Source organism: Streptomyces sp. JLYT201 (assembly GCF_059448825.1).
This window is the reverse complement of record NZ_CM182551.1, coordinates 4,305,675-4,329,841: the sequence shown is the minus strand read 5'-3', so window position 1 is coordinate 4,329,841 and position 24,167 is coordinate 4,305,675. Positions and strand designations below refer to the sequence as shown.

Genomic DNA, 24,167 nt, shown 5'->3' with positions numbered 1-24,167 from the left:
GTGAGCGCCCGGGTCAGCCGTGGTGACGTTTCGCGTCATGCCGCGCGGCCGGTCCGCTTCCCTAGCGTCGACGCATGACGGATCAGCCGACGCTCCGGCCCCCGACCCTGTCCGTGCTCGCGGAGTGGGCTGCGGACCGCCACGGCACGCTGCCCGCCCTGCGGTTCAAGCGCGCGGGGCAGTGGCGGGAGGTGTCGTACGAGGAACTGCGCGCCGAGGCGCGGCGGGTGGGCCGGGCGCTCGTCGGCATGGGCGTGGCGCCCGGCGACCGGGTCGCGGTGCTCGCCGAGACCCGCCCCGAGTGGACGTACGCGCACCTCGGCGTGCTCGCGGCGGGCGCGGTCCTCGTGCCCGTGTATCCGACGGCGGGCGCCGAGGAACTGGCCTGGGTCCTCGGGGACTCCGGTGCCTCGGTGGTGCTGTGCGAGGACGCGGACCGCGTCGCCGAGGTGGAGCGGCTGCGCGGCGAACTGCCGGGGCTGCGCGGGCTCGTGTCGATGACGGACCCGCGGGCGTACGCGGACGCCGGCACGGTCACGGACGAGGCGCTGCTCGACCGGGCGGGCGGCCGCGGCCCCGCGGACCCCGCGACCGTCATCTACACCTCCGGCACCACCGGACCGCCCAAGGGCTGTGTCCTCACCCTCGGCAACCTCGGGGCCGTGCAGGACGCCTCGCTGCCGCTCATCGAGGGCGGCCCCGGCGACGCGACGTACCTGTATCTGCCGCTCGCGCACCTGCTCGCGCAGCTCATCGAGGTCACGACCCTCATCGAGGGCGGCACGGTCGTGTACTTCGGCGGCCGGATCGAGGACGTCGTCGCCGAGCTGGCCGAGGCCCGGCCGACGCATCTGCCGTCGGTGCCGCGCCTGTTCGAGAAGGTGTACTCGACGGTCCTCTCCCTCGCGGAGTCCCGGGAGGGCGGTCGCGAGCGCTTCGCGGAGGCGGTGCGCGTCGGCGTCCTCGCGGCGGACGGGGCGCTGCCGCCGGAGCTCCAGGAGGCGTACGAGGCCGCGGACGAGGCGCTGTTCGCGCCGGTCAGACAGGCGCTCGGGGGCCGGGTGCGCTGGGCCCTCACCGGCGGCGCGCCGATCGCCCCGCACGTCCTGGACTTCCTGCGGGCCTGCGGCATCCAGGTCTTCGAGGGGTACGGGATGACCGAGTCCGGCGGCGTCATCAGCCTGAACCACCCCGGCGCGGTCAAGTACGGCACGGTGGGGCGGCCCATCGCGGGCTGCGAGGTGCGGATCGCGGACGACGGGGAGGTCCTCGCGCGCGGGCCCAACGTGTTCCCCGGCTACCACGGCGACCCGGCCGCGACCCGCGCGGCCCTCGACGCCGACGGCTGGCTGCACACCGGCGACCTGGGCGCCCTCGACGAGGACGGCTATCTCACCCTCACCGGGCGCAAGAAGGACCTCATCATCACCTCGGGCGGCAAGAACCTGACGCCTTCGCTGACCGAACTCGCCGTCCAGGCCTCGCGGTTCGTCTCCCGCGCGGTCCTCGTCGGCGACCGGCGGCCCTACCCCGTCGCGCTGATCACGCTCGACGCGGAGGAGGTCACGGGGTGGGCGGGGCGCGCGGGCGTCACCCTCACCGAGCCGCTCGCGGCCGACCCGACGGTCCGCGCCCTGGTCAAGGAGGCGGTCGACGAGGCCAACGCGCGGGTGTCGCGCCCGGCGCGGATCCGCGGCTTCGCCGTCCTGGAGGAGGACTTCACGGTGGAGTCGGGGCTCCTGACGCCGAGCCTGAAGGTGCGGCGGCGGGCGGTGGCGGAGCGGTACGGGCCGGTCGTGGAGGAGCTGTACGGCGGGCTGCGGCGGGGCGGCGAGGGGTAGCGGGGGCCTGTGCGGGACCGGCGGGGACGGCCCGTACGGGACCGGCGGGGCGCGGCGAGAGCTGCCTGTGCCGGAGCTGCCTGTGCCGGACCGGCGAGGCGCGGTGGGCGCCGTCCGGCGGTCTACGACAGGCCCGCGAGGCGCAGCAGGGCCGTGGCGCCCGCCGCTCCCACGACCACCATCACGAACGGCGCGCGGCGCCAGGCGAGCGCCACCCCGACGAGCACGCCCGCCGGGCGCGACCAGCCCGCGAAGGCGTGCCCCTCGGTGAAGGTACCGGTCGCGAGGAGCGCGACGAGGATCACGGTGGCCGCGACCGCCAGCAACTCCTGGACCCGTGCGGGCAGTTCGACCCGGCCGTGGAGCAGCGGCCCGGCGAGCCGGAAGGCATAGGTTCCGGCGGCCAGGGCCAGGACGCAGACGAGCTGGGCGTTCATGCCGCACCTCCGGCGGGACGGCGGCCCGTCGCGAGCAGGCCGAGGAGCGCGAGCAGCACGGGCAGGCCCGCGGGCAGCACCGGAGCCGCCGCCACGGCGAGCACCGCGCCGAGGGCGGCGGCCCGGCGCGCGCCGCCGTCGGCGGCGCGCAGGACGGGCAGGACGAGGGCCACCAGCACGGCGGGGAAGGCCGCGTCGAGCCCGAACCGGGCGGTGTCGCCGAGCGCGGAGCCGGCGAGGGCGCCCGCGAGCACGCTCGCGTTCCACGCGACGAACAGGCCGAGCCCGGATATCCAGAACGCGGCCCTGCGCCGCCGCGCGTCGGGCTGGGCCAGGACGAACGCCGCCGTCTCGTCGGTGACCAGGTGCGCGCCCACGAGCCGCGCCGCCCAGGAGCGGCCCAGGCTGTCGGCCACGGCCAGGCTGAAGGCCGCGGTGCGGGTGTTGAGCAGCAGCCCGGTCGCGGCGGCGGCCGCCGCGCCGCCGCCCGAGGTGAGCACGGCGACCGCGCTGAACTGGGCGGAGCCCGCGTACACGAGCAGCGACATGGTGACGGGCACCCACACCGGCAGGCCGCCCGCGACGGCGATCGCGCCGAAGGACACGCCGACGACGAGGTCGGCGAGCAGGACGAGGGCGATGTCGCGGAGCACGTCGGAGGGCAGGTCGGAGAAGCGGACGAACCCGGCTGTTCGTTCTGTCGGGTCATCTGTTCGCTGTGTCGAACGCATGCGCCGTAGGATGGTCCAGAGGGATCATGTTCGTCAAGGCGAACGAATGGACTGGCATGCCGAACAGTCGGGAGTCGTAACGGTGAGGACGGATCGCAACGCGGAAGGCGCAGACGGCGCAGGTGGCGCAGACGGCGCAGGTGGCGCAGGCGGTGCGGGTGGCGCAGGCGGTGCGGGCGGTGCGGGCAGGGCGGAAGGTGCCGCAGGCCGCGCGGAGGCCCCACGCACCCCGCAGGCGCCTCACGCCCCTCGCGCCCCGCGCGAATGGGTCGCGCAGGCTCTGCGTAGGGAGCGCGCACGCGCCGGGCTCTCCCTCTCCGAGCTGGCCAAGCGCGCCGGAATCGCCAAGTCCACGCTGTCCCAGCTGGAGGCGGCAACCGGCAACCCGGGCATCGAGACGGTCTGGGCGCTCGCCGTGGCGCTCGGCGTGCCGTTCAGCGCGCTCATGGAGTCGCCCGCCCCCGCCGTCACCGTGATCCGTGCGGGGGAGGGCCCGACCATGCACGCGGAGCGCTCCTCGTACGCGGGCACGCTGCTCTCCAGGGGCCCGTCCGGCCTGCGCCGCGACATCTACCACGGCGCCATGGAGCCCGGCCCGGCGCGCGAGTCCGACCCGCACAACCCCGGCACCGTGGAGCACCTGATCGTCTCCACCGGCCGCCTCCTTGCGGGCCCCCGCGACGAGCCGGTGGAGCTGCTGCCCGGCGACTACATGGCGTACCGGGGCGATGTGCCGCACGCGTACGAAGCGCTGGTGCCGGGGACGACGTTCGTGCTGGTCATGCAGCACGTGTAGGGCGGGCCCGGGGTCCGGGCGGGGCGCTATCCCCTGCGCGGCCGGGGTGCAAGGAGCTGCTCGCGCAGGGCCGTCAGCTGGTGGGACGTGTCCACGGCCCTCGCCTCGTCGAGCGTGGTCAGCGCGAGGAGCAGGACGTCCGCCACGACCAGGGCGGTCAACGCCTCGGTGGTGATGCCCGTGGGCGTGTGCGGGGCGGTGAGCACCGCATCCACGCGCCCTCCGTACCGCTCGGCGAGCTCGTCCGTGACCAGCAGGACCCGCGCCCCCACCGCCCGCGCCCGCTCGATGAGGACGGAGAGCTCCGCCAGGTCCCGGCCCGGCTGGAAGATCACCACGGCGTCGCCCTGGCGCAGCGCGAGCAGGTGGTCGGCGAGCGCGAAGCCGGTCGCGCCGACGTATCGCGCGCGCCGGCCGACGCGGCCCAGGGTGAGGGCCAGATGGCGGGCGGCCAGCTCGGACGCGGCGACTCCGTACGCGTGGATCTCGCCCGCGTCGGCGAGGACGCCGACGGCCGTGCGCAGCGCGTCGTCGGGGGTGAGGCGGCGGGCGTGCTCGATGCGCTCCTGCGCCTCGTCGAAGACCTCGTCCCAGATGCCGCCGAGGTCCCGGCCGACGTGCGCGATGCGCTTGGCGAGCCGCACCTCGGGGGCGACCGCCGCCGTGAAGTCCGTGGCGAGGTCGCGCTTGAGCGCGGGCAGGCCCGCGTAGCCGAGGCGCTGGAGGGCGCGGACCACGGTGGCGTTGCTGGTCCCGCTGGCCGAGCCGAGCTCCTGGGCGGAGGCGAAGAGGAGGGACTCGGCGGGCACGCTCGCCAGGTACTGGGCGACGGCGCGCTCGGAGGCGGACAGGGTCTCCCACTGCCCGCGCACGGCGGTGCGCAGCCGCGCGGCACCGCCCGCGTCGTCCGGCCCGTCGGTGGGCCCGCCTGCCGGTCCGCCCGTAGATGCGTCCGTAGATGCATCCGTCGTTGCGTCCATCGATGCCGTCGGCGGTCCGCCCGGGGTGCCGGTCCCGTCCGCCGTGCCCGCCGTTCTGTCCGGCCCGTCCGCCGCTCCGCCCTCCGGCGGCTCTGAAATCTTCATTACAGGTCTTGACTCCCGTGTGATGGACGTTACATGCTGGATGGCACGTTCCAAGCATCGAGCCTTTCGTAACCGACGTTACAGGAGAAGAATGGCCCCGCGCACCACCTCCGACCGATCCGACCGGGTCCTCCCCGTGGTCGAGATCTCCGGCACGCCGACCGAGCGCGGCCGGCAGTACGGCGAGGCCGTCCGCCCCCAACTGCACGCGGCCCTCGGGTACTACGCGGCCGCGTTCGGCCAGTCCGCGGGGCTGACCTGGGACCAGGTGACCGCCCGCGCCGCCCGCTGGCTCAAGCCCGTCCGGGAGTACGCGCCGCATCTGGAGGAGGAGATGGCGGGCATAGCGGAGGGCGCGGGGGTGGACCTCCTCGACGTCCTCGCGTTGAACGCGCGCGGTGAGGTGATCTACGACAGATCCTTCAAGCGGATGGCGGCCCCCGAGGGGGCGGCGGGCGCGGCCGCCGAAGCCGCGGCTGACGCCTCCACCGCGGCTGACGCCTCCGCCGAAGCCGCCGACGGCTGCACCTCCTTCGCGGCGTACGGCCCGGCCAGCGGCGACGGCCATGTGTACGCGGGGCAGAACTGGGACTGGCGCGCCGGAGTGGCCGACACCGTGGTGATGCTGCGCGTCGTGCAGCCCCCGAGGCCCACCCTGATCATGCAGGTCGAGGCGGGCCAGATCGGCCGCCAGGGAGCCAATTCGGCGGGCATCGCGCTCAATGCGAACGGCCTGGGCGGGCGCTTCAGCGACGCGGTGGGCCTGCCGCAGACCGTGGTGCGCCGCAGCGTGCTCGACCAGCACGCCGTCACCGACGCCGTGGACGTGCTCTGCCGCACCCGCGCCCACATCGCATCGAACGCGCTGCTGACCTGCCGCGAAGGCTTCGCCATCGACCTGGAGACGACCCCCGCGGGCCACGGCTGGATGTATCCGAAGGACGGCCTGCTCGTGCACGGCAACCACTACCAGGCAGGTGTGCCCGCCGCCCTGGCCCCCGGCTACCGCCCCCTGTCCCCGGATTCCCTGGTCCGCGTCCCGCGCGCGGAGGAGGGCCTGGCCGCGCTGCGCGACGCCACGGGACCCGACGAGTCGATCAAGATCATCAAGCAGGCGATGTCCGACCACCTGGGGCACCCCGAGTCCCTGTGCACCCACCCGGACCCGCGCCGCCCCGAGCTGCGGCGCTGGGCCACGCTCGTCTCCTCCTGCGTCGACCTCACCACCGGCGACTACCGCGTCACGGCGGGCACCCCCTGCGACCGCGACTACCAGCACCTTCCCTGGAACCTGTACGACGGCCCGTTCGGAGACGCCAGATGACGCACCCACCGACGCGACCATCGAGCCCGACGGGCCCGGCCCAGGCCGCGCCGCGGCGGGCCGCGCGCGCCGCCGCCGGGCTCGCCGCGGTGTCCCTGCTCGCGGCGGGCTGCGCCGGGGCGGACACCAACGCCCTCGGCGGCGCCCCCGCCGACGCCGCCGAGCTGACCCTGCGCGCCACCACCCCGCCCGCGCAGGGCCGCCTCGACCGCGCCGACTGGCTCCTGGAGGACGAGCCCGACTCCCTCGACCTGGACCGCCAGGGCGGCAGCGCGGGCCGCGTCGTCCTCACCAACATCTGCGAGCGGCTGTATCAGCTCCAGCCCGACATGAGCGTCGAGCCGTTCCTCGCCGAGAAGGCCCGCACGCCGGACGACCGCACGCTCGTCCTGACCGTCCGCGACGGCGTCACCTTCCACGACGGCTCCAGGCTCACCGCCGCCGACGTCCTGTGGAGCCTCAAGCGGCACGCCGCGAAGGACATGGAGCAGTCGGACGAGTTCGGGAACGTGTCCTCGATGCGCAGGACGGGCCCCCGCGAGCTGACGATCCGCTTCAAGGAGCCCGACGCCCTGTTCACCAAGGCCCTCGCCGGAGACGCGGGCATCGTGTGGAACCCCCGCCGAGTCACCGCCGCGGGCAAGGAGTTCGGCACCCCCGGCCAGGCCGACGCCTGCTCGGGCCCCTACCGCCTCAAGGAGTGGAAGTCCGGCGACTCCCTCACCATCGAGGCGGACGAGGACTATTGGGGCACCAAGCCCCTGACCCGCCGCGTCGTCTTCCGCTGGGCCTCCGACAGCGCCCTGGTCAACGCCCTGCGGACGGGCGCGGCCGACGGCACGTACGCCGAGTCGCCGAACACGGCCGCGGCCCTGCGCCGCGCCAAGAACCTGCGGCAGTACTACGGCCCCTCCACCGCCTCGCTCGTGCTCATCCCCACCGCGCGCGGCGGCCTCAAGGACCCCGCGATCCGCCGCGCCCTGTCCCTCTCCCTGGACCGCAAGGGCATCGCCAACTCCGGCTACGGCGGCCTCGTGCAGCCCTGGGCCGCCCCCGTCGGCGCGGGGGCCTGGGGCTATGAGCGGCCCCGGTTCGCCGCCGCCCAGAAGAAGCTGGGCGCCGCCGCCCCCGCGACCCCGACCGCCGACGACCTCGCCGAGGCCAAGAAGCTGGTCAAGGAGGCAGGCGCCCCCGACGACCCCGTCGTCATCGGCACCGACAGCAGCCAGGGCCGCACCGTCGTCGCCAACGCCACCCGCGCCGCGCTCCAGCGGATCGGGGTGCGGGCGCAGATCAAGACCGTGCCGCCCGCGCAGTTCGAGGAGTTCTACAGCGACCCCCAGGCCCGCGACGGCATCGACGTCCTCGTCGGCGACTGGTACATCTCCAAGGCCGACCCCATGGGCTTCTACGACAACGGCCTGTCCGACTCCTCCAACAACTGGGTCGGCTTCAAGGACCCGGCGTACGACCGCCTCGTCCACAAGGCCCTCGCCACGCTCGACGACACCGAGCGCGCCCGGCTCACGACCGAGGCGCAGCGGCGGTTCGTCGACGCCGCCGTGTGGATCCCCGTCGCCCAGGTGCCGACGGCGCTCGTCCTCAGCGACCGGCTGACCGGACCGCCCTCCTCCCAGTCGTACCTCTACTACCCGTGGGCCGCCCGGCTGGGCGCGCGGAAAGGCTAGGCCGCCATGGGAAAGGGCATCGCCGTCCGTCTCGTACGGCGCCTCGCGGGCGTGCTCGCCACGCTCCTCGCCGCGTCGTTCGTCATCTTCGCCGCCGTGTACGCCGCGCCCGGCGACCCCGCCGTCTTCCTCGCGGGCGGCCGCGACAAGCTGACCCCCGAGCGCCTGGCCCAGGTGCGCGCCGAGTACCACCTGGACGAGCCGCTGGCCGCCCAGTACGGCCGCTGGCTGTGGGACTGCCTGCACCTCGACCTCGGCCGGTCGTTCAAGTACAGCGACCAGGTGTCCGACCTGGTGGCGGCCCGCTTCCCGACGACGCTCCAACTCGTCCTGTACGCCACCGCCCTGTTCGTCGTCCTCGGCGTGGGCGCCGGAGTCCTCGCCGCCGTGAAGCGGTCCACCTGGGTGGACTCGGCGGTGGTCGGGGTCACCACGCTCGCCGCGTCGGTGCCGTCGTTCGTCGCGGCGATCGCCCTGGCGTCGTTCTTCGGCGTCCGGCTCGGCTGGTTCCCGGTGACCGGCAGCGGCGAGGGCTTCCTCGGCACCGTGCACCACCTCACGCTGCCCGCCCTGTCGTTGGCGCTCGGCGCGCTCGCCCTGGTCAGCCGCGTGACCCGGCAGGCGATGGTGGACGCGGCGGCCTCCGACCACGTGGCGGCGGCCCGCGCGTCCGGCGTGCCCGAGCGGGAGATAGTCCGCCGCCACGTCCTGCGCAACGCACTGGGGCCCATCGTCACCATGTGCGGCCTGGTCATGGCGGGCATGCTCGCCGGCACCGTCGTCGTCGAGACCGCCTTCGGCCTCAGCGGCATCGGCTCCCTGCTCGTCGGCGCCATCAACACCCATGACTTCCCCGTGGCGCAGGCCGTCCTGCTCCTGATGGTCACCGGCTACATCGTCGTCACCACGGCCGTGGACGCCGTCCACCCGCTGCTCGACCCGCGCGTGAAGGAGGTGCGCTCATGACCCTGACCCTCGGCGGTACGAACGCCGTGAAGGCGGCCGGGCCGCGGCGCCCGGTCGGCGTCCTGATCGCGGGCGGGCTCCTCGGCCTCGTCGTCCTCGCGGCCGCCCTCGCCCCCCTCCTCGCGCCCTACGCCCCGGACGCCATCGACCTGTCCTCCTCCCTGGTGGGCACCGGCCGCGAGCACCTCCTCGGCACCGACTCCTCCGGCCAGGACCTGCTCTCCCGCGCCCTGTACGGCGCGCGGACCAGCCTGGTCGCGCCGCTCCTGCTGCTCGCCGTCGCCGGGGTGCTCGGCGTCACGCTCGGGGTGCTCGCCGCCTGGCGCGGCGGCTGGGTGGACACGCTCGTCTCCCGCCTCACGGACGTGATGTACGCCTTCCCGGGCCTGCTGTTCACCGTCCTGATCATCGCCGTCTTCGGCACCGGCACGACGACGTCCGTCCTCGCCCTCGGCCTGGCCTTCACACCGACCATCGCCAAGTACACCCGCTCCCTGGCCCTGTCCGAGGCCCGCAAGCCGTACGTCGACGCGTACCGCGTGCAGGGCATGGGCGGCGCCCGCATCTGCGCCCGCCATCTGATACCGAACCTGGGCCGGTCCGTCCTCGGCTATCTCGTGGTCCTCTTCGGCGAGGCCCTGATGTCCCTGGCGACCCTCTCCTACCTGGGCTTCGGCGCCCAGCCCCCGTCCTGCGACTGGGGCCTGATGGTGCAGGAGGGGCAGGCGGCGATCGTCCAGGGCGCGATGCTCCCCGCCCTGGTGCCCGGCACTGCGATCGCCCTGGTCGTGGTCTGTTTCAACGTCGTCGGCGTCTGGGCCGCCGACCGCCTGGGGAGGCAGTGATGCTGCTCGACATCGACGACGTGACCGTGACCGTGCCGGGCGCCGCCCGCCCGCTCCTGGACTCCGTGTCCCTGCGGGTCGCCGAGGGCGAGGTGGTGGCCCTGGTCGGCGAGTCCGGCTCGGGCAAGTCGACGACCGCGCGGACGGCCCTCGGCCTGCTGCCGGACGGGGCGGGCAGCTCCGGTTCTGTGCGCTTCGACGGCACCGAGGTCCTCACCCTGACCGGCGAGAGGCTGCGCGCCCACCGCGCGGGGTCGGTCGCCCTGGTCCACCAGGACCCGCGCGCGGCCCTCAACCCGGTGCGCCGCGTCGGTGACTTCCTCACCGAGCGGGGCGCCACCCGCGCCGAGGCCGTCGCGCTGCTCGCCTCCGTCGGCCTGCCCGACCCCGAGCGCCGCGTGCGCCAGCGCCCGCACGAGCTGTCCGGCGGCATGCTCCAGCGGGTCGTCATCGCGGGCGCCCTCGCCGCCCGCCCCCGCCTCCTCCTGGCCGACGAGGCCACCAGCGCCCTGGACGTCACCACCCAGGCCGACATCCTCGCCCTGCTGCGCACCCTGCGCGCCGAGCACGGCCTGGGCCTGCTGTTCATCACCCACGACCTGCACCTGGCGGCGGCGTACAGCGACCGCGTGTACGTGATGTACGCGGGCCGGGTGGTGGAGGAGCGCACGGCGAAGTCCCTGTTCAGCTCCCCCTCCCACCCCTACACCCGCGGCCTGCTGTCCTGCTCCCCGACCCTGGACGCCCTGGAGGCTCCGCTGCGCCCGATCCCGGGCCGTCCGCCGTCCCTCGCGGACGTGTTCGACGGGTGCGCGTTCGTGGAGCGGTGCGGTCAGGCGCGGCCGGAGTGCGGGACGTGGGCCCCGAAGCCGGTGCCCCTGCCCGACGGGGGCACGTCCGCCTGCCTCGCCGCGGGCTCCCCTGCCGAGATCGAGGTGCAGCAGTGACGAAGACCGCCCTGCTCCGGGCCACCGGGCTGAGCAAGACCTACCCCCTGCCCGGCGGCGGCAGCCACCGGGCCGCGCACGACGTGGGCTTCACGGTTCCCGAGGGCGGTTCCCTCGGCATCGTCGGCGAATCGGGCTCCGGCAAGACGACCGTGGCCCGCATGCTGGTGGGCCTCGTCCCCCCGGACCGGGGGGAGATCACCGTGGCGGGCCGCCGCCGCGAGCCCCGCACCCCGCGCACCTCCCGGGGCCGTCTCGCCAGGGCCAGGGAGATCCAGATGGTCTTCCAGGACCCGTACGTCTCCCTGGACCCGAGGCTCACCGCCACCCAGTGCCTCCGTACGGCACTGCGCCTGCACGGCAAGGACGAGAAGGGCGGGGCGGCCGCCCGCGACCTCCTGGACCGCGTCGGTCTGGGCGCGCGCGAGGCGGACGCGCGGCCCCGGGACCTGTCCGGCGGGCAGCGCCAGCGCCTCGCGATCGCCCGGGCGCTGGCGGTCGACCCCCGGGTCCTGGTGCTCGACGAGGCCGTCGCCGCGCTCGACGTGTCGATCCAGGCGCAGATCCTCCAGCTCCTGCGGGAGATCCGGGAGGAGACGGGGGTGGCGCTCGTCTTCGTCAGCCATGACCTGGCGGTGGTGCGGCACGTGACGGACGAGGTGCTGGTGATGCGGCGGGGCGAGGTGGTGGAGCAGGGGCCGACGGGCCGGGTCCTCGCGGACCCGGAGCACGCCTACACGCGGCTGCTCCTGGCCAGTGTGCCCGGGGAGAACTGGGACCCGGCGGCGGTGGCCCGTACGCGGGAGGCCCTGGCCACGGGCTGATCCCTCGCGGGGCGCCCCAGGCCCGCCCCTTCCCGAACCGGGGGCTGCCGCCCCCGGGCCCCTGCCCTTGTCGGCGCTTCGCGCCTCGTCCTCAAACGCCGGACGGGCTGAGATGGTCGCCGGTCGCGCCCGGAGGTCCTGTGCGGGTCCGTACCGGGATCCGGCGGGGCAGCCCGCAGGCGGGATCCGGCGCGGAGCCTCAGCAGCCGCCGCCCTCCGGGGGGCCCGCAGACGAGATCCAGCGCACACCGGCCGCCCCCCCTCAGCCCGTCCGGCGTTCGAGGACGAGCGCGTCAGCGCGATGAACGGCGATGGCGCCGCAGAGAACATTCAGCCCGTGCAGAGAAGATCCAGCCCGTCCGGCGTTTGAGGACAAGCGCGTCAGCGCGTTGGGCAGCGACGACGGCGCCGCAGGGAGGATTCAGCCCGTCCGGCGTTTGAGGACGAGGCCGCAGGCCGATGGGCCCGCGCCGGGAGGAGGCCCACCCTGCCCGAGGGAGCCCCCGGCCCAAGGCGCCCCCGCCAGAAAAAGGCAGGGGCCCCGGTGCCTCGCCGAAGCGAGGGCGCGGGGCCCCTTGGGTACTGCTTCCGTTGGATCAAGCCACCCTTACGGGAGGTTCAAGCCGCCCCTAGGCAGGGGTGACGTTCTCCGCCTGCGGGCCCTTCGGGCCCTGCGTGACGTCGAAGGTCACGGCCTGGTTCTCCTCGAGGGAACGGAAACCGCTGGCGTTGATCGCGGAGTAGTGAACGAAGACGTCGGGGCCGCCGCCTTCCTGGGCGATGAATCCAAAGCCCTTTTCGGCGTTGAACCACTTCACGGTTCCGGTAGCCATAAGCCCTCCTTGGGCCAAAGGGTTGCCCTGCTCCAGAACCTGCGATTGTTGAAACAACTGCAAAAGTCTGAAAACGACGAGAGCCTGCGGGTTACATGCTCCGCAGGCTCTGTACTGCAAGGGAAACCAAACTGCAACTTGCGGCGAGCTTAGCACGCAGGCACCCGGAAGCAATAGGGATCAAGATCACGTCACTCGGAGGTTTGACGGCCCCTCGCGCCGGGTTGACACGGGCCCGTCGAGGCCTTGGCGGGAGCCGCGGCGAAAGCGCGAGGTGAGCCCCCAGTGCGGGCCTACAGCAGGGCGTCGGGCAGCCCCTCGGCCGAGCGCCGGGCGGGCCCCCTGGAAGGAGGCCGGGTGGCCCCCAGGGCAGACCCCGGACGGGCGCGGGGCAGGCCCCCGGGGTGGACCCGGAGAGGGCGCCGGGGCGGCCCTCGGAGCGCCCCCCGGTCGGGCCCCGGCGACGGCGCGGGGCGGGGCGCGGAGAAGCGCGGCCCCGGCCCCCGCGGGACCCGGCGCTCGCTCCGTGGTGCACGAGGGCTAGCCTCACGGATGTGGACAATTCTCCCGCTGACACCTCGGGCGGGGCGGTCGACGCCGACCCCTCCCCAAGCCCTCGGTCGCGCTCGGGCAGGGGGTACCCCATCCCCAGCTCCCGCCGCACCGCCCGGCCGCGCGTCGGCCACATCCAGTTCCTGAACTGCATGCCCCTGTACTGGGGCCTCGCGCGGACCGGCACCCTCCTCGACTTCGAGCTCACCAAGGACACCCCGGAGAAGCTCAGCGAGCAGCTCGTGCGCGGCGACCTCGACGTCGGCCCCGTCACCCTGGTCGAGTTCCTGCGCAACGCCGACGACCTGGTGGCCTTCCCCGACCTGGCCGTGGGCTGCGACGGCCCGGTCATGTCGTGCGTGATCGTCTCGCAGGTGCCGCTCGACCGCCTGGACGGGGCGCGGGTGGCGCTCGGCTCCACCTCGCGCACCTCCGTGCGCCTGGCGCAGCTGCTGCTCGCCGAGCGCCACGGCGTGCGCCCCGAGTACTACACCTGCCCGCCCGACCTCGGCCTGATGATGCAGGAGGCGGACGCGGCCGTCCTGATCGGGGACGCGGCGCTGCGCGCGAACCTGATCGACGCCCCCAAGCTCGGCCTGGAGGTGCACGACCTCGGGCAGATGTGGAAGGACTGGACGGGCCTGCCGTTCGTCTTCGCGGTGTGGGCGGCACGCCGCGACTACCTCGCGCGCGAGCCCGAGGTGGTCCGCGAGGTGCACAAGGCGTTCCTGGCCTCCCGTGACCTGTCCCTGGAGGAGGTCGCGAAGGTCGCGGAGCAGGCCTCGCGCTGGGAGTCCTTCGACGCGGGCGTCCTGGAGCGGTACTTCACGACGCTCGACTTCCGCTTCGGCGGCGCGCAGCTGGAGGGCGTCACGGAGTTCGCGCGCCGGGTGGGGCCGACGACGGGCTTCCCCGGGGACGTGAAGGTGGAGCTGCTGCGGCCGTAGCCGCGCCGGGCCCGGACCTCAGCCGTTGGGGACCGGGCCCTTCATCTTCCTGCTGATCCACTGGATCGGCCCGTCGTCCATGGCGGGGACGTACGAGCGGGCGCTGTGGGTGCCGCCCTGGATGACGTTGAGCCGGGTCTTGACCGGCCCCTTGCCGTACTTCTGCATGAACGCCCGCAGGTTCGGCTGCCCGGACTCCGCGGTGCCGACCTGGAAGGCGATGTCGACCTCGGGTCCGCCGCGCCGGATGAGGCGCTCGGCCAGGCGCCCCGGGTCGTTGGCGAGCCGCTGCGGCTCGTGTCCGCGCCAGAGCGGCGAGTCCGGCACGGTGTCCGGGCCCGACGCGATCACGGCCCTGAACTTCTCCGGGTGCTTCAGGACGGACTTCAGGCCCACGAAACCGCCCGAGGAGGACCCCATGAAGCCCCACCCGTCGCGGGACGTGAAGGTGCGGAAATTCGCCTTGACGAAATCCGGTACGTCCTCGGTCATCCAGGTGCCCATTTTCGGCTGGCCCGGTATGTCACTGCCGTCGTAATAGAACTTGTCGTCGGGATTGAGCACGGGCATCACCACGATGAACGGCTGGCTCTTTCCCTCCCGCGACCACTTGGCGATGGAGCTCTCCAGCTTCAGGTCCGTGCCCATCCAGTAGTTATTGGGGTAACCGGGGCCGCCGGGCAGCGCGATGAGTACGGGAAAGCCGCTGCGGGAGTACTTCGGGTCGAAGTACTGTTTCGGCGCCCAGACCCAGACCTTTCCGGTGAAGCCCGACTTCTTGCCGTGCAGCGTGGTGACGCCGATCTTGGTGCCGTCGTCGAGGGTGCTCTCGGTGGTGAAGGAGGCGCGGGGCCCGGTGGGGAGCCGGATGCCCGCGTGCTCGCTCCCGTGGCCCTTGGCGGGGGCCGGGGCGGAGGCGCTGTCGAAGCGCATGGGCTCGCCCCCGTCGGACGAGCAGCCGGTGAGGAGGGCAGCGGCGGCGGCGAGCGCGGCGGTCAGGGCGACGGTGGTGCGGCGGATGTTCATACGACCTCGACGAACCTGGGGACAAGGACGGCAATACGGTCAATTCCTTCTGGGTAGAGGGAGAAACCCGGGCGCGGGTTCCCCGGGTCGTAGGCTGATCCGTGGCAGTGGTCCGCGTACGGCGCACCAGGGGGAGGCCTTCGCGATGCACCCGCTCGAACCGGACGAACCCGCGGCCGTCGGGCCCTATCGACTGCTCGGCCGGCTGGGCTCCGGCGGCATGGGCCGTGTCTACGTGGGCCGCAGCGCGGGCGGCCGCACGGTCGCGGTGAAGGTCGTGCATCCGCACTTCGCCCTCGACGAGGAGTTCCGCGCCCGCTTCCGCCGCGAGGTCGACGCGGCCCGGCGGGTCGGCGGCCAGTGGACGGCCCCGGTCCTGGACGCCGACCCCGAGGCCGCGCTGCCCTGGGTCGCGACCGGATACGCGGCGGGCCCGTCCCTGACGGAGGCCGTGCGGGACGCGGGCCCGCTGCCCGTGCACTCCGCGCGCGTCCTCGGCGCGGGCCTCGCGGAGGCGCTCGCGCACGTCCACGCCCTCGGCCTCGTCCACCGCGACGTGAAGCCCTCCAACGTCCTGCTGACCCTGGACGGCCCGCGTCTGATCGACTTCGGCATCGCCCGCGCGACGGACGGCACGGCCTCGCTCACGTCCACCGGCGTGTCCATCGGCTCCCCCGGCTACATGGCGCCGGAGCAGATCCTCGGCAAGGGCGCCACGGGCGCGGCGGACGTCTTCTCGCTCGGCGCCTCACTCGTGTACGCGGCGACGGGCGAGCCGCCCTTCGCCGGCGACACGTCGGCTGCGCTGCTCTACAAGGTCGTCCACGAGGAGCCCGAACTGGGTTCTCTGGATGGCGAGTTGCGGGATCTGGCCGCGGCCTGCCTGGCCAAGGACGCGGCGGCGCGGCCCGCCCCGGCCGAGGTCGCCCGCCGCCTCGCCCCCGAGGGGGCGGCCCCGCTGGTGGCCGCGGGCTGGCTGCCGGGTCCGCTGGTGGAGCGCGTGAGCCGTAGCGCGGTACGGCTGCTCGACCTGGAGGCCGAGGAGGACGGCGCCGGGGGTGCGGCGGCGTCGGGGCCGGTGTCGTTCGCGGGACCCGCGGTGGGGGTGTTCGGGCCGCCGGACGCGTCGTACGGGGCGGGTGGGGCGGGAGCGGCGGTGTCTTCGGCTCCGCTTCCGCGCGGCGGCCCCGCCGACGCGCGACCGTCCCCGGTGCCGTCCTCGCCCGCCGCGGCTCCGCCCGCCGCGACCCCGCCCGGCAAGGTCTCCCTCTCCGTCGCGGCAACGACCGCGCCCGGGACGCCGGACGGCCGTGGGCGGAGGGTGAGTTGCACGGTGGCCCTCGCCGTGGCCGGGGCGCTCGCGGCGGTCCTTGTGGGCTCGGTGTTCCTCTTCGACGTGCTGCCCGGTTCCGGCGCGGGCGGCGACGGCGACGGCAGCGCCGGGAAGCGGCCGCCCGCCGCCACCGGTGACGCCCCCGCCGCCGACGGCCTCGTACCCAAGAGCTATCTGGGCAAGTGGCGCGGCAAGGCCGCCGCGCAGGACGGCCTCGTCGCCCTGGGCACCTTCGACGTGACCATCGGGCAGGTGGCGAAGGCGGGGGAGCGGGTCGGCACGGTGACGCAGACGGACCTCATCGGCGGTACGTGCGTCGACGTCCTCACGCTCACGTCGGCCACGGAGAAGCAGCTGACCGCGAAGGCGGTCGGGGCGAAGTCCAACGGCGGGGGGTGCTCGCAGACCGCCCACACGGTGTGGCTGCGGCCCGTGGGCACGGAGCTCCAGTACACCTCCGAGGATCCCAAGGCGGGTGACCCGGAGGCGCGGCTGCGGCGCGTCCGGGGCTGACCCTCGCGGGGCGCCCCGCTGTGCCCATGAGCGCGCTCCGCACGCGGGCGCCCCTTCCCGAACCGGGGGCTGCCGCCCCCGTGCCCCTGCCCCTTTTTGGCGCTTCGCGCCTCGTCCTCAAACGCCGGACGGGCTGGAACTGGCCCCTGTTACAACGGAGTCGTCACCGTCGCCGCTTCGCCCGTGCCCAGGTGGAGGAGGCCCTTGCCGGGGGTCACGGGGCCGCCGACCACGCTGCGGGAGACGCGGACGCCGATGAGGTCGCCGCTGGACGAGTCCTGCGGGGAGAGCAGGATGCCCCGCCGCCCCTTCTTCGCGTCGACCTGCCACCCGGAGAAGCCGCTGCACACGTCCTCCTCGTCCCCGGCGAGCACGAGGGCGAGGCCCTCGTCGGCCCCTCGCTGGATGATCCGCTTGAACTGGCTCGCGGCGTCGCAGTCCTCCAGGATCTCGCCGTCGTCGACGAGGACGGCGATCGGCGACCGGAGGGTCGCCGAGTCGATGGCCTCCTCCAGGTCGTCCTCGTCGATGTCGTCGCCGGTGAAGACCTTCAGGACGCCCTCGGTGCCGTCGAGCCCGCGCAGCGGGGACTGGCGGGGCGCGGCGACGACGAGGCGTACGCCCTGCGCGAGGAAGGAGCGGGCGGCGTTCATCAGGACGGTGGAGCGGCCGGACTTGGCGGGGCCCGCGATGACGAAGGCGGGCACGCCCTCGGCCAGATCGGGCCCGTGGCCCGTGAGTTCGTCGCCGCCGACGCCGATCAGGGCCCACAGCTTCGAGCGCGAGGCCTCGGGGTCCCGCAGCTCCCAGGCCTCGTCGAAGGAGATCCGGCCGGGCAGCGTGTCGACGCGGAACGGGCGCAGCCGACGCGGCACGTCGGCGTCGCGGACCGCGGCGGCCTCGCCGATGGCGGCCAGCGCGGCGGCCTGGCCCTGCCCGGTGGCGTCCTCGCAGAGCAGGGCGAACTGCGTCTCCGTACCGCTCTCGTTGCGGAAGGCGCGGCCCGGGGGGATCTCCTCGGGCACCTTGCGGGAGGGGATGCCGAGCAGGGAGAAGTCGGAGCGGTCGGCCAGCCGCAGGCCGTACTTGTCCTCGGTGAGGGACGAGACGCGGCCGACGAGGAGCTGCCGGTCGCCGGTGAGGACCAGGTGGATGCCCACGCTCGCGCCCTCCCGCAGCAGCGCGGTGACCTCGTCGGTCAGGCTGCCGTGGTCGATCTCGCCGAGCGTGGGCAGCCAGCCCTCCCAGCGGTCGAGGAGGACCACGAGGTGCGGCAGGCGCTCGTCGGCCGCGGCACCGGCCCGCTGCTCGCCGATGTCGGCGTAGCCCTTCTCGGCTAGGAGGTCCTGGCGGCGGCCGAGTTCGCCCTTGAGCCGGTTGACGAGGCGGACCACGCGCTCGGTCTGGTTGCGGCTGACGACGGCGCCGCAGTGCGGCAGCCGGGTCAGCGCGTTGAGCGCGCCGTTGCCGCAGTCGATGCCGTACAGGTGGACGTCGGCGCACGAGTGCGTGCGCGCGAGGGAGCCCGCGATCGTGCGGAGCACCTGGGAGCGGCCGCTGCGCGGGGCGCCGCCGATCATCAGGTGCCCGAAGGTCGCGAAGTCCACTACGACGGGGCGGCGCGCCTGGTCGGCGGGCAGGTCCTCGACGCCGTACGGAGCGGGCGACAGCGCACCGGCGGGGGCGGGCGGCGACGCGATGGCGTCGAGCAGCAGCGTCTCGTCGAGGGCGGGCAGCCAGGGGCTGTGCTGGGCGGGGATGGCGAGGGCCGCGGTGGCCTCGCGGACCGCGTCGACGAGGACCTTCAGGTCGGTGATCTCCGCGTCCTCGCGGGCCCGGGCCGCGGGCCGGGCGGCCGTGGCGCGCCCTAGACCCGGCCAGGTGAGTTCGTCGGCCCAGGGCGCGAGCGCCTGCGGGTCCGCGGCGCCGGGGCGACGGCCGCCGACGCGACCGGACTGGAAGGGCACCAGGGACGCGTGGCCGAGGCGGACGTAGGCGCGGCCGGGCGTGTTCTTGGAGATGTGCCCGGCGTCGGGCGCGTCGATGACGTCCGACGACTCGCCGCCGTCGGTGACGCGCAGGGCGATGCGCAGATTGGTGTTGGCGCGGATCTCGGGCGACACGACGCCGCTCGGCCGCTGCGTGGCGAGGAGCAGGTGGATGCCGAGGGAGCGGCCCCGCTGGGCGATGTTGACCAGGCCGGTGACGAAGTCGGGCAGGTCACGGACCATGGAGGCGAACTCGTCGATGACGATGAGGAGCCGGGGCACCGGCGCGCGCGTGGGGTCGCGGCGCACCAGGTCCTGGTAGTCCTCGATGTCCTTGGCGTCGGCGTCGGCGAGGATGTGCTCGCGCCGCTTCAGCTCGGCGCCGAGCGACTCCAGGGCGCGTTCGACGAGGTGCGCGTCGAGGTCGGTGACCATGCCGACGGTGTGCGGCAGCTGCACACAGTCCTTGAACGCGGAGCCGCCCTTGTAGTCGACGAGGACGAACGTCATGTTCTCTGGCGTGTTGGCCACGGCGAGCGCGGCCACGATGGTCTGCAGGAGCTCCGACTTGCCGGATCCGGTGGTGCCCGCGATCAGGCCGTGCGGCCCGTCCTTGCGCAGGTCGATGCCGAACGGACCGTCGTACGACTCGCCGATGACGGCCGTCGTGGACTGTCCGCCGGACTGCCAGCGGGCGGTGATGGCCTCACGGGACGGCGGCTCCAGCTGGAGCACGTCGAGCAGCCGGCTGGCGCCGGGCAGCGCCGAGTCCTCGGTCTCGCCGCTGATGTCGCGCAGCGGCGACACGGCGCGCGCGAGGCGCAGGCACCAGGCGGGCGAGACGAAGTCGGGGCGTACGTCGAGCAGGCGCCGGGTGCCGGTCTGCTCGACGCGCAGCCGCAGCTCGTCGGCGGTCCCCGCCCGGTCGGCCTCGGCATCCGCGGTGTGCCAGGCGTGGAAGGAGGGGAAGCCGCCGCCCGCCGGGGCGGTGGCGGGCCGGGGCGGGATGCCGCCCGCCACGGGCGCGGCCCCGGCGGCCGGGTCCGCGAGCTCCCGCGCCCGGGGCTCGGCCACGACGAAGGCCTGGCACTCGCCGGGCAGGAACCGCTGCTCGGTGTCGAGGCAGAGCGCGTAGACGCCCACGGCCGGGCCGTCGCGCAGGATCCGGACGACGCCGGGCAGCGAGCGGAGGCGCCGCGAGCCGTCCCAGACGACGACGATGTCCGGGTCGGTGAACCCGCCGGTCTGGCCCCGCGTCTCCTGCTTGACCTTCTCGCGGGCGTCGAGGACCTGCGTCAGCTCGCCGACGCGGGCGCCGACGGTCTCGGCGTCCGTGCCGATCAGCACGTTGACGTCCTGGCCGCTGCCGGGGCGGGCGTGCGGCAGCCAGCGCAGCCAGTCCCAGGACTCCCGGGCGGAGTTCTCGGTCAGGACGTAGAACTGGACGTCCATCGGGCTGTGCAGCGCGGCGGTCTGCGCCACCGCCCAGCGGCCGAGGGCCGCCGCCGAGTCGCCGGGCCCGGCCAGGCCGATGACGCCGAGCTGCTTCAGGCCGAGGGCCACCGGGGCGTCCTCGATGGTCCAGGTGACCTGGCGCTTGTGCTCGTCCTGCTCCGGGTCGTCGAGGACGACGTCGGACGGCAGCGTGCCGGTGCCGAAGCGCAGCAGCAGATGGTCGGCGTCGGTGCGGCGCCGCTCCCACAGACGGGTGCGCGGGCCGGTGCCGAGGGTGAGGACGGTCGCCGGGTCGGGGACCGCGTGGCGCCGGTCGAGCCGCTCGGCGACCAGGGCGTCCTGCGCGTCCTTCTCGATCCGCGCCTTGGTCTCCTTGTACTCCTTGACCTGCTTGGCGTGGGACTTGCGGCCGTGCTTCTTGTCCAGGAAGTAGTTGCCGAACAGCATGATCGGGCTCAGCCCGGCGATGACGAGGTAGTACCAGCGGTTGAAGATCATCGCCGCGATCACGGCGCCGACCAGCGGGAACAGGGCCATCAGCCACGGCAGCGGCCGGGCCTCGAAGTCGCGTGGCGGGGACGGCAGGCGGAACGTGGTCTGCCGCTCGGGCGGGCGCAGCCGCGGCGGCCGGTTGTAGTCGAGGCCCGCGCCGTCCTCGGACCACTTGAGGGCCGCGTCGGGCGGCGCGTACCGCACGAGCTCGAACAGGGTGTTTCCGGCGGCGATCTGCGCGCCGAGGGGCCAGGCGCCGTCCTCGGCGTCGGTGAACTTCACTCCGTCGAGAGTGACTTCGGCCCTCTGCTCCTCGCTGCCGTGCACGGCCACCTGGCAGGTGCCGTCCGTGGCGACCGACAACGTCAGGGCGCGGGCGGCGAGTTCGGGGTCGTCGACGCGCACGTACGCCGCCGGGCCGCTGCCGATGTCGTACCGGCCGATGCCGAGCCGGTGCACGGCGCCCGCGGCCGGGCCGCCCGCCACGCGCAGCTCGACCAGGCCGGTCGGCTCGCCGGGCACGCAGCCCGCGGGGTCGTGGAGGCTGACGACGGCGCCTTCGCGCAGCGGCGAGGTGACGACCGTGGCGCCGGGGTCGACGGCGTACCCGTCGACGTAGAGCACCGGCGCGCCGTCGGGCGTCGGCTGGTGCTGGCCGAGGGGGATGACCCGGGCGCCGCTCCGGCCCGCCGTACGGGCCAGTTCGGCGGCTATGTCCCTGACGGAGGAGTCGGGATCGGCGTCGAGCACGACGTCGGCGGAGCCGCCGCCGATCGGATCGACGACGGTCAGTGTCAGACGCACGCTCGTCCTCCCACGGCCCCCCGTGACCGCTTCCGGACCACGGCCCACAGTGGAAGCGACGATAACCGCTCACTCCCGGCCGGGGGCAACGGGTTGTCGGCACACGCTTTCCACCGGCAACGCCCGGCAGTCGCCGCACTTCCACCCCGGCACGCGCTCATAGCAGAGCTGTGACTCAACGGGGGTATTCCCTCCATGACCACACCCGTAAGCTGCTGGCGCACTGGCGGAGGGGCGCACCGGGTGCGTTCGGGCGCAACTGCCGTGCCGACAGCGTGATTCGCGCCGTTTCAGGTGCGATTCGCACCAATCAGTGGAGCCACGGGGGCTGGCCCTGCGGCGCGTTGGAGGGAGTGGGCTTCATGTCCAAGGACCTTGATGTCACATACCAGGACATGCGGGATGCGGCCAAGCACGTCGTCAAGGAGAAGGACAAGCTCAAGGAGAAGCTCGACGGCCTCCGCAAGTACATCGCGAACCTCGTCGAGACGGGCTACGTCACCAAGAGCTCCTCGAAGGCGTTCGACGAGAACTTCGACGAGTTCGTGCGCGGCGCCAAGGACATGCTCGACGGCCTCGACGGCATGGGCGACTACCTGACGACCGCCGCGGACAAGTTCGAGCAGATCGACGACGAGCTGGGCAAGGCCGCGCGGGGCTAGCCCCCGGGCCCGGCGACGGCAGCAGCGGCAGGGGCGGGGCGAGGGACAACTTCCCCTCGCCCCGCCCCCTTTGTCCGGCCGCCCGTCCCTTCGGCCTCAGACCCAGCGCAGCGACGACGCGATCGCCTCGCACAGGCCGCCCAGGGAGCTCTCGACACCGCTCAGCGGCACGGAGAAGGCGAGCAGCAAATACCCCGCCCTTCCGGGCATGTTGACGTACAGGTCCAGCGTCGTCGCCGTCGTCACGCGGACCGTCTCGCCCGCGGGAAGCCGCGTCACGGACACCTCCGTGCCCGCGCCCCGGTGCTCGGTGACGCCCCGCGCCAGCTCCTGCGGGGTGACGTACAGCGCGCCGGACATCGGCAGCAGGGACACGAGCAGCGTGGCCGGGGTCGCGCCCGTGTCGCTGATCTCCGAGCGCAGGAACAGCTCGATGGCGCCCTGGGCCGCCCCGCTCTCCGCGGTGTTGCGCAGGGTGGCCCACAGCCCCCGCGCGGCCTGCGCGGACATGCCGCGCCGGGCCGCCTGCCGGTCGGCGAACGTCTTGAGCTGGGGCCGCCAGCGGTCGAGCGTGAGGTCGATGCGGAACCAGTCGCGGGGGACGAGCAGCCGGTAGTCCTCCGGCGGTACGTCGGCCCCGACCTGCTCCGGTGCGTCCGCTCCGACGCGCTCCGTCCGCGGATCCGTGGCAGTCACTCCGCGCTCTCTCCTGTGTCGGCCAGGTCGGCCATGTCGGCTATCTCGACGGGTCGGCCCTTGCTGTCCACCGGGTTCCCGGCGGCGTCGAAGAGCTGCAGGCTCCGGCAGACGCCCGCGAACATGCTGGAGAAGACGTCCCAGCCCTCCATCGTCGGCGTGGACATCTCCAGGACCACGGCGGTGCCGTTGGACAGCGGCACCTGGACGTTGATGAAGGACGTCCAGAACGGCTCCTCCTCGCCGGACGGCGTGAGCGACCCGTCGACGGCGGCCCGCCGCGAGCCGATCCAGGACACGCCGGGCCCGCACGGCAGGGACAGCTCCTCCACCTCGCCCCGGCCGAGCGCGCGCAGCGCCCGCGCGGTGCCCTCCACCGGGCTGAAGCGGGCCTCGTCCGGCAGGTCGGCGAGCGCGACGGACACGTTGGCCGTGCAGCGGACGTCGTCGACCTCGGTGACGACGAACCCGGCGTACTGCACCCCGGCGTCGACCAGTTCGTCGTACGTGGACCCGACCATCGCGGCCCACAGGTACTGCATCTCTGGCGTGGACCTGGGCTGGATCTCCCGGGCCAGGTCGATGAGCTTGTCGGCGAGCTCGTCGATGTCCTCGGCCTCCGTGGGGAGTTCGAAGAACCCTTCCGGCATGATCCACCGGACGTGGAACAGCTCGCCGCCGGCCGCGGTCGCGACCCCGGTCGTCTCGGACACCACGGAACTCATCGGGGGCCTTTCCCATCGGGCGCGCCGGGCGGATCTCCGCGCCGGTCTGTGGGCATGTCCAGGTCGTCGTCCGCGGCGCCGTCGTCGGCGCCGTCGGCGGCTTCGTCTTCGGCTTCGGGGTGGAAGCGGGCCGCGAAGGGATACGGGCCGTAGTGCGGGTACGCGTCCGGCAGCCGGGCCCCGCCGTCGCGGGCGAGGTGCGCGATCCTGCGGTACGCGGCGGCCCGCGCCCGCACCCGCCGGCGCGGGCGGCTGCCCCAGTGCCGGGTCAGCGTGACGGCGTACAGGACGACGACGAGGACGCAGGCCGCGCCGCACAGGCCGTAGTACAGGTACTGGTCCCGGCCCGGCTCCCAGTGCTGCACGTACGCGCCCCAGCCCGCGAACAGCGCGAAGGCGGCGAGCGCGGTCGGGACGCCGAGGCGCACTCCGGCCCGGTGCAGCGCCGCCTCGTCGAGGTGGCGAAGGCGCAGCAGCTCCAGGACCGCCGCGTCGTCGAGGAAGTCGAACCGCAGCCGGTGCCCCTCGGCCTCGGCGGCCGCGCGCGCCGCGGGCACCGCGGCGAGCACGGCGCCCGGGACCAGCGACCGGACGAGGTCCCCCCGGGCCCGGTACTCGCCGGGCCCCAGGGGCCGCTCGTCGAAGGGCGCGGACACG

At 74.2% G+C, this 24,167-nt stretch carries 20 protein-coding genes; 11 read left to right on the top strand and 9 right to left on the bottom strand.

Annotation, left to right across the window (positions count from 1 at the left end):
• Positions 1 to 74: 74 nt before the first annotated feature.
• Complete coding sequence (locus tag AC5WAM_RS17635; protein ID WP_495523110.1) at positions 75 to 1,841, top strand: AMP-dependent synthetase/ligase; 1,767 nt, start codon at positions 75 to 77, stop codon at positions 1,839 to 1,841.
• 122 nt (positions 1,842 to 1,963) lie between these two features.
• On the opposite strand, the gene AC5WAM_RS17630 is transcribed toward AC5WAM_RS17635, so the two are convergent.
• Positions 1,964 to 2,278 (bottom strand): AzlD domain-containing protein, encoded by a 315-nt coding sequence (locus tag AC5WAM_RS17630; protein WP_495523109.1) that lies wholly within the window; start codon positions 2,276 to 2,278, stop codon positions 1,964 to 1,966.
• Positions 2,275 to 3,009 (bottom strand): AzlC family ABC transporter permease, encoded by a 735-nt coding sequence (locus tag AC5WAM_RS17625; protein ID WP_495523108.1) that lies wholly within the window; start codon positions 3,007 to 3,009, stop codon positions 2,275 to 2,277. Before AC5WAM_RS17625 ends, AC5WAM_RS17630 begins: the two co-directional genes overlap by 4 nt.
• Before the next feature lie 280 nt (positions 3,010 to 3,289).
• On the opposite strand from AC5WAM_RS17625, the gene AC5WAM_RS17620 reads away from it, so the two are divergent.
• A complete protein-coding gene (locus tag AC5WAM_RS17620; RefSeq protein ID WP_253916950.1) occupies positions 3,290 to 3,805 on the top strand; it encodes a helix-turn-helix domain-containing protein in 516 nt (171 codons plus the stop codon).
• A gap of 26 nt (positions 3,806 to 3,831) precedes the next feature.
• On the opposite strand, the gene AC5WAM_RS17615 is transcribed toward AC5WAM_RS17620, so the two are convergent.
• Positions 3,832 to 4,890, bottom strand: a complete 1,059-nt coding sequence (locus AC5WAM_RS17615) for a MurR/RpiR family transcriptional regulator (protein ID WP_495523107.1) — start codon at positions 4,888 to 4,890, stop codon at positions 3,832 to 3,834.
• A 91-nt stretch (positions 4,891 to 4,981) separates the two neighbouring features.
• Here AC5WAM_RS17615 and AC5WAM_RS17610 point away from each other — a divergent pair, with 91 nt between their 5' ends.
• Genes AC5WAM_RS17610 through AC5WAM_RS17585 form a run of 6 tightly spaced genes read left to right on the top strand, consistent with a single transcriptional unit; the run spans position 4,982 to position 11,484 of the window.
• Positions 4,982 to 6,214, top strand: a complete 1,233-nt coding sequence (locus AC5WAM_RS17610; protein WP_495523106.1) for a C45 family autoproteolytic acyltransferase/hydrolase — start codon at positions 4,982 to 4,984, stop codon at positions 6,212 to 6,214.
• On the top strand, positions 6,211 to 7,902 hold the full coding sequence (locus tag AC5WAM_RS17605; protein WP_366789039.1) for an ABC transporter substrate-binding protein: 1,692 nt from the start codon (positions 6,211 to 6,213) through the stop codon (positions 7,900 to 7,902). Before AC5WAM_RS17610 ends, AC5WAM_RS17605 begins: the two co-directional genes overlap by 4 nt.
• Before the next feature lie 6 nt (positions 7,903 to 7,908).
• Positions 7,909 to 8,868 (top strand): ABC transporter permease, encoded by a 960-nt coding sequence (locus AC5WAM_RS17600; protein ID WP_495523105.1) that lies wholly within the window; start codon positions 7,909 to 7,911, stop codon positions 8,866 to 8,868.
• A complete protein-coding gene (locus AC5WAM_RS17595) occupies positions 8,865 to 9,713 on the top strand; it encodes an ABC transporter permease (protein WP_366789040.1) in 849 nt (282 codons plus the stop codon). The genes AC5WAM_RS17600 and AC5WAM_RS17595 overlap by 4 nt, the downstream gene beginning before the upstream one ends.
• Positions 9,713 to 10,660, top strand: coding sequence for an ABC transporter ATP-binding protein (locus AC5WAM_RS17590; RefSeq protein WP_495523104.1), 948 nt, complete (start codon positions 9,713 to 9,715; stop codon positions 10,658 to 10,660). The genes AC5WAM_RS17595 and AC5WAM_RS17590 overlap by 1 nt, the downstream gene beginning before the upstream one ends.
• Positions 10,657 to 11,484 (top strand): ABC transporter ATP-binding protein, encoded by an 828-nt coding sequence (locus tag AC5WAM_RS17585; protein ID WP_495523103.1) that lies wholly within the window; start codon positions 10,657 to 10,659, stop codon positions 11,482 to 11,484. Before AC5WAM_RS17590 ends, AC5WAM_RS17585 begins: the two co-directional genes overlap by 4 nt.
• A 629-nt stretch (positions 11,485 to 12,113) precedes the next feature.
• Here AC5WAM_RS17585 and AC5WAM_RS17580 read toward each other — a convergent pair.
• Entirely contained in the window at positions 12,114 to 12,317 is a 204-nt protein-coding gene (locus AC5WAM_RS17580) for a cold-shock protein (protein ID WP_016645643.1), read from the bottom strand.
• 644 nt (positions 12,318 to 12,961) lie between these two features.
• Between AC5WAM_RS17580 and AC5WAM_RS17575 the strand changes: the two genes are divergently transcribed.
• Positions 12,962 to 13,816, top strand: coding sequence for a menaquinone biosynthetic enzyme MqnA/MqnD family protein (locus AC5WAM_RS17575; RefSeq protein WP_242729058.1), 855 nt, complete (start codon positions 12,962 to 12,964; stop codon positions 13,814 to 13,816).
• 18 nt (positions 13,817 to 13,834) lie between these two features.
• Here AC5WAM_RS17575 and AC5WAM_RS17570 read toward each other — a convergent pair whose 3' ends face one another.
• Positions 13,835 to 14,842, bottom strand: coding sequence for an alpha/beta hydrolase (locus tag AC5WAM_RS17570; RefSeq protein WP_495523102.1), 1,008 nt, complete (start codon positions 14,840 to 14,842; stop codon positions 13,835 to 13,837).
• Between the two features lie 145 nt (positions 14,843 to 14,987).
• On the opposite strand from AC5WAM_RS17570, the gene AC5WAM_RS17565 reads away from it, so the two are divergent.
• The gene (locus AC5WAM_RS17565) at positions 14,988 to 16,688 is read left to right on the top strand and encodes a protein kinase domain-containing protein (RefSeq protein WP_495523101.1); all 1,701 of its coding nucleotides are present in this window, start codon (positions 14,988 to 14,990) and stop codon (positions 16,686 to 16,688) included.
• A 149-nt stretch (positions 16,689 to 16,837) separates the two neighbouring features.
• Here AC5WAM_RS17565 and AC5WAM_RS17560 read toward each other — a convergent pair whose 3' ends face one another.
• Entirely contained in the window at positions 16,838 to 21,427 is a 4,590-nt protein-coding gene (locus tag AC5WAM_RS17560; RefSeq protein ID WP_495523100.1) for an FtsK/SpoIIIE domain-containing protein, read from the bottom strand.
• Positions 21,428 to 21,789: 362 nt separating this feature from the next.
• Between AC5WAM_RS17560 and AC5WAM_RS17555 the strand changes: the two genes are divergently transcribed.
• A complete protein-coding gene (locus AC5WAM_RS17555) occupies positions 21,790 to 22,089 on the top strand; it encodes a WXG100 family type VII secretion target (protein WP_138961218.1) in 300 nt (99 codons plus the stop codon).
• 96 nt (positions 22,090 to 22,185) lie between these two features.
• On the opposite strand, the gene AC5WAM_RS17550 is transcribed toward AC5WAM_RS17555, so the two are convergent.
• From AC5WAM_RS17550 to AC5WAM_RS17540, 3 genes are read right to left on the bottom strand one after another with little or no spacing between them, the layout of a single operon-like run.
• Positions 22,186 to 22,785, bottom strand: coding sequence for a hypothetical protein (locus AC5WAM_RS17550; protein ID WP_495523099.1), 600 nt, complete (start codon positions 22,783 to 22,785; stop codon positions 22,186 to 22,188).
• Entirely contained in the window at positions 22,782 to 23,498 is a 717-nt protein-coding gene (locus tag AC5WAM_RS17545) for a hypothetical protein (protein ID WP_495523098.1), read from the bottom strand. The genes AC5WAM_RS17550 and AC5WAM_RS17545 overlap by 4 nt, the downstream gene beginning before the upstream one ends.
• 8 nt (positions 23,499 to 23,506) lie before the next feature.
• On the bottom strand, positions 23,507 to 24,166 hold the full coding sequence (locus AC5WAM_RS17540; RefSeq protein WP_495523097.1) for a hypothetical protein: 660 nt from the start codon (positions 24,164 to 24,166) through the stop codon (positions 23,507 to 23,509).
• Position 24,167 lies beyond the last annotated feature (1 nt).

Bases quoted from the DNA above. Each gene is read 5' to 3' on its own strand.
- AC5WAM_RS17610 (WP_495523106.1), top strand. From the start codon at position 4,982: ATGGCCCCGCGCACCACCTCCGACCGATCCGACCGGGTCCTCCCCGTG.
- AC5WAM_RS17580 (WP_016645643.1), bottom strand. From the start codon at position 12,317: ATGGCTACCGGAACCGTGAAGTGGTTCAACGCCGAAAAGGGCTTTGGA.
- AC5WAM_RS17630 (WP_495523109.1), bottom strand. From the start codon at position 2,278: ATGAACGCCCAGCTCGTCTGCGTCCTGGCCCTGGCCGCCGGAACCTAT.
- AC5WAM_RS17600 (WP_495523105.1), top strand. From the start codon at position 7,909: ATGGGAAAGGGCATCGCCGTCCGTCTCGTACGGCGCCTCGCGGGCGTG.
- AC5WAM_RS17595 (WP_366789040.1), top strand. From the start codon at position 8,865: ATGACCCTGACCCTCGGCGGTACGAACGCCGTGAAGGCGGCCGGGCCG.
- AC5WAM_RS17605 (WP_366789039.1), top strand. From the start codon at position 6,211: ATGACGCACCCACCGACGCGACCATCGAGCCCGACGGGCCCGGCCCAG.
- AC5WAM_RS17615 (WP_495523107.1), bottom strand. From the start codon at position 4,890: ATGAAGATTTCAGAGCCGCCGGAGGGCGGAGCGGCGGACGGGCCGGAC.
- AC5WAM_RS17625 (WP_495523108.1), bottom strand. From the start codon at position 3,009: ATGCGTTCGACACAGCGAACAGATGACCCGACAGAACGAACAGCCGGG.
- AC5WAM_RS17555 (WP_138961218.1), top strand. From the start codon at position 21,790: ATGTCCAAGGACCTTGATGTCACATACCAGGACATGCGGGATGCGGCC.
- AC5WAM_RS17565 (WP_495523101.1), top strand. From the start codon at position 14,988: ATGCACCCGCTCGAACCGGACGAACCCGCGGCCGTCGGGCCCTATCGA.
- AC5WAM_RS17590 (WP_495523104.1), top strand. From the start codon at position 9,713: ATGCTGCTCGACATCGACGACGTGACCGTGACCGTGCCGGGCGCCGCC.
- AC5WAM_RS17635 (WP_495523110.1), top strand. From the start codon at position 75: ATGACGGATCAGCCGACGCTCCGGCCCCCGACCCTGTCCGTGCTCGCG.
- AC5WAM_RS17570 (WP_495523102.1), bottom strand. From the start codon at position 14,842: ATGAACATCCGCCGCACCACCGTCGCCCTGACCGCCGCGCTCGCCGCC.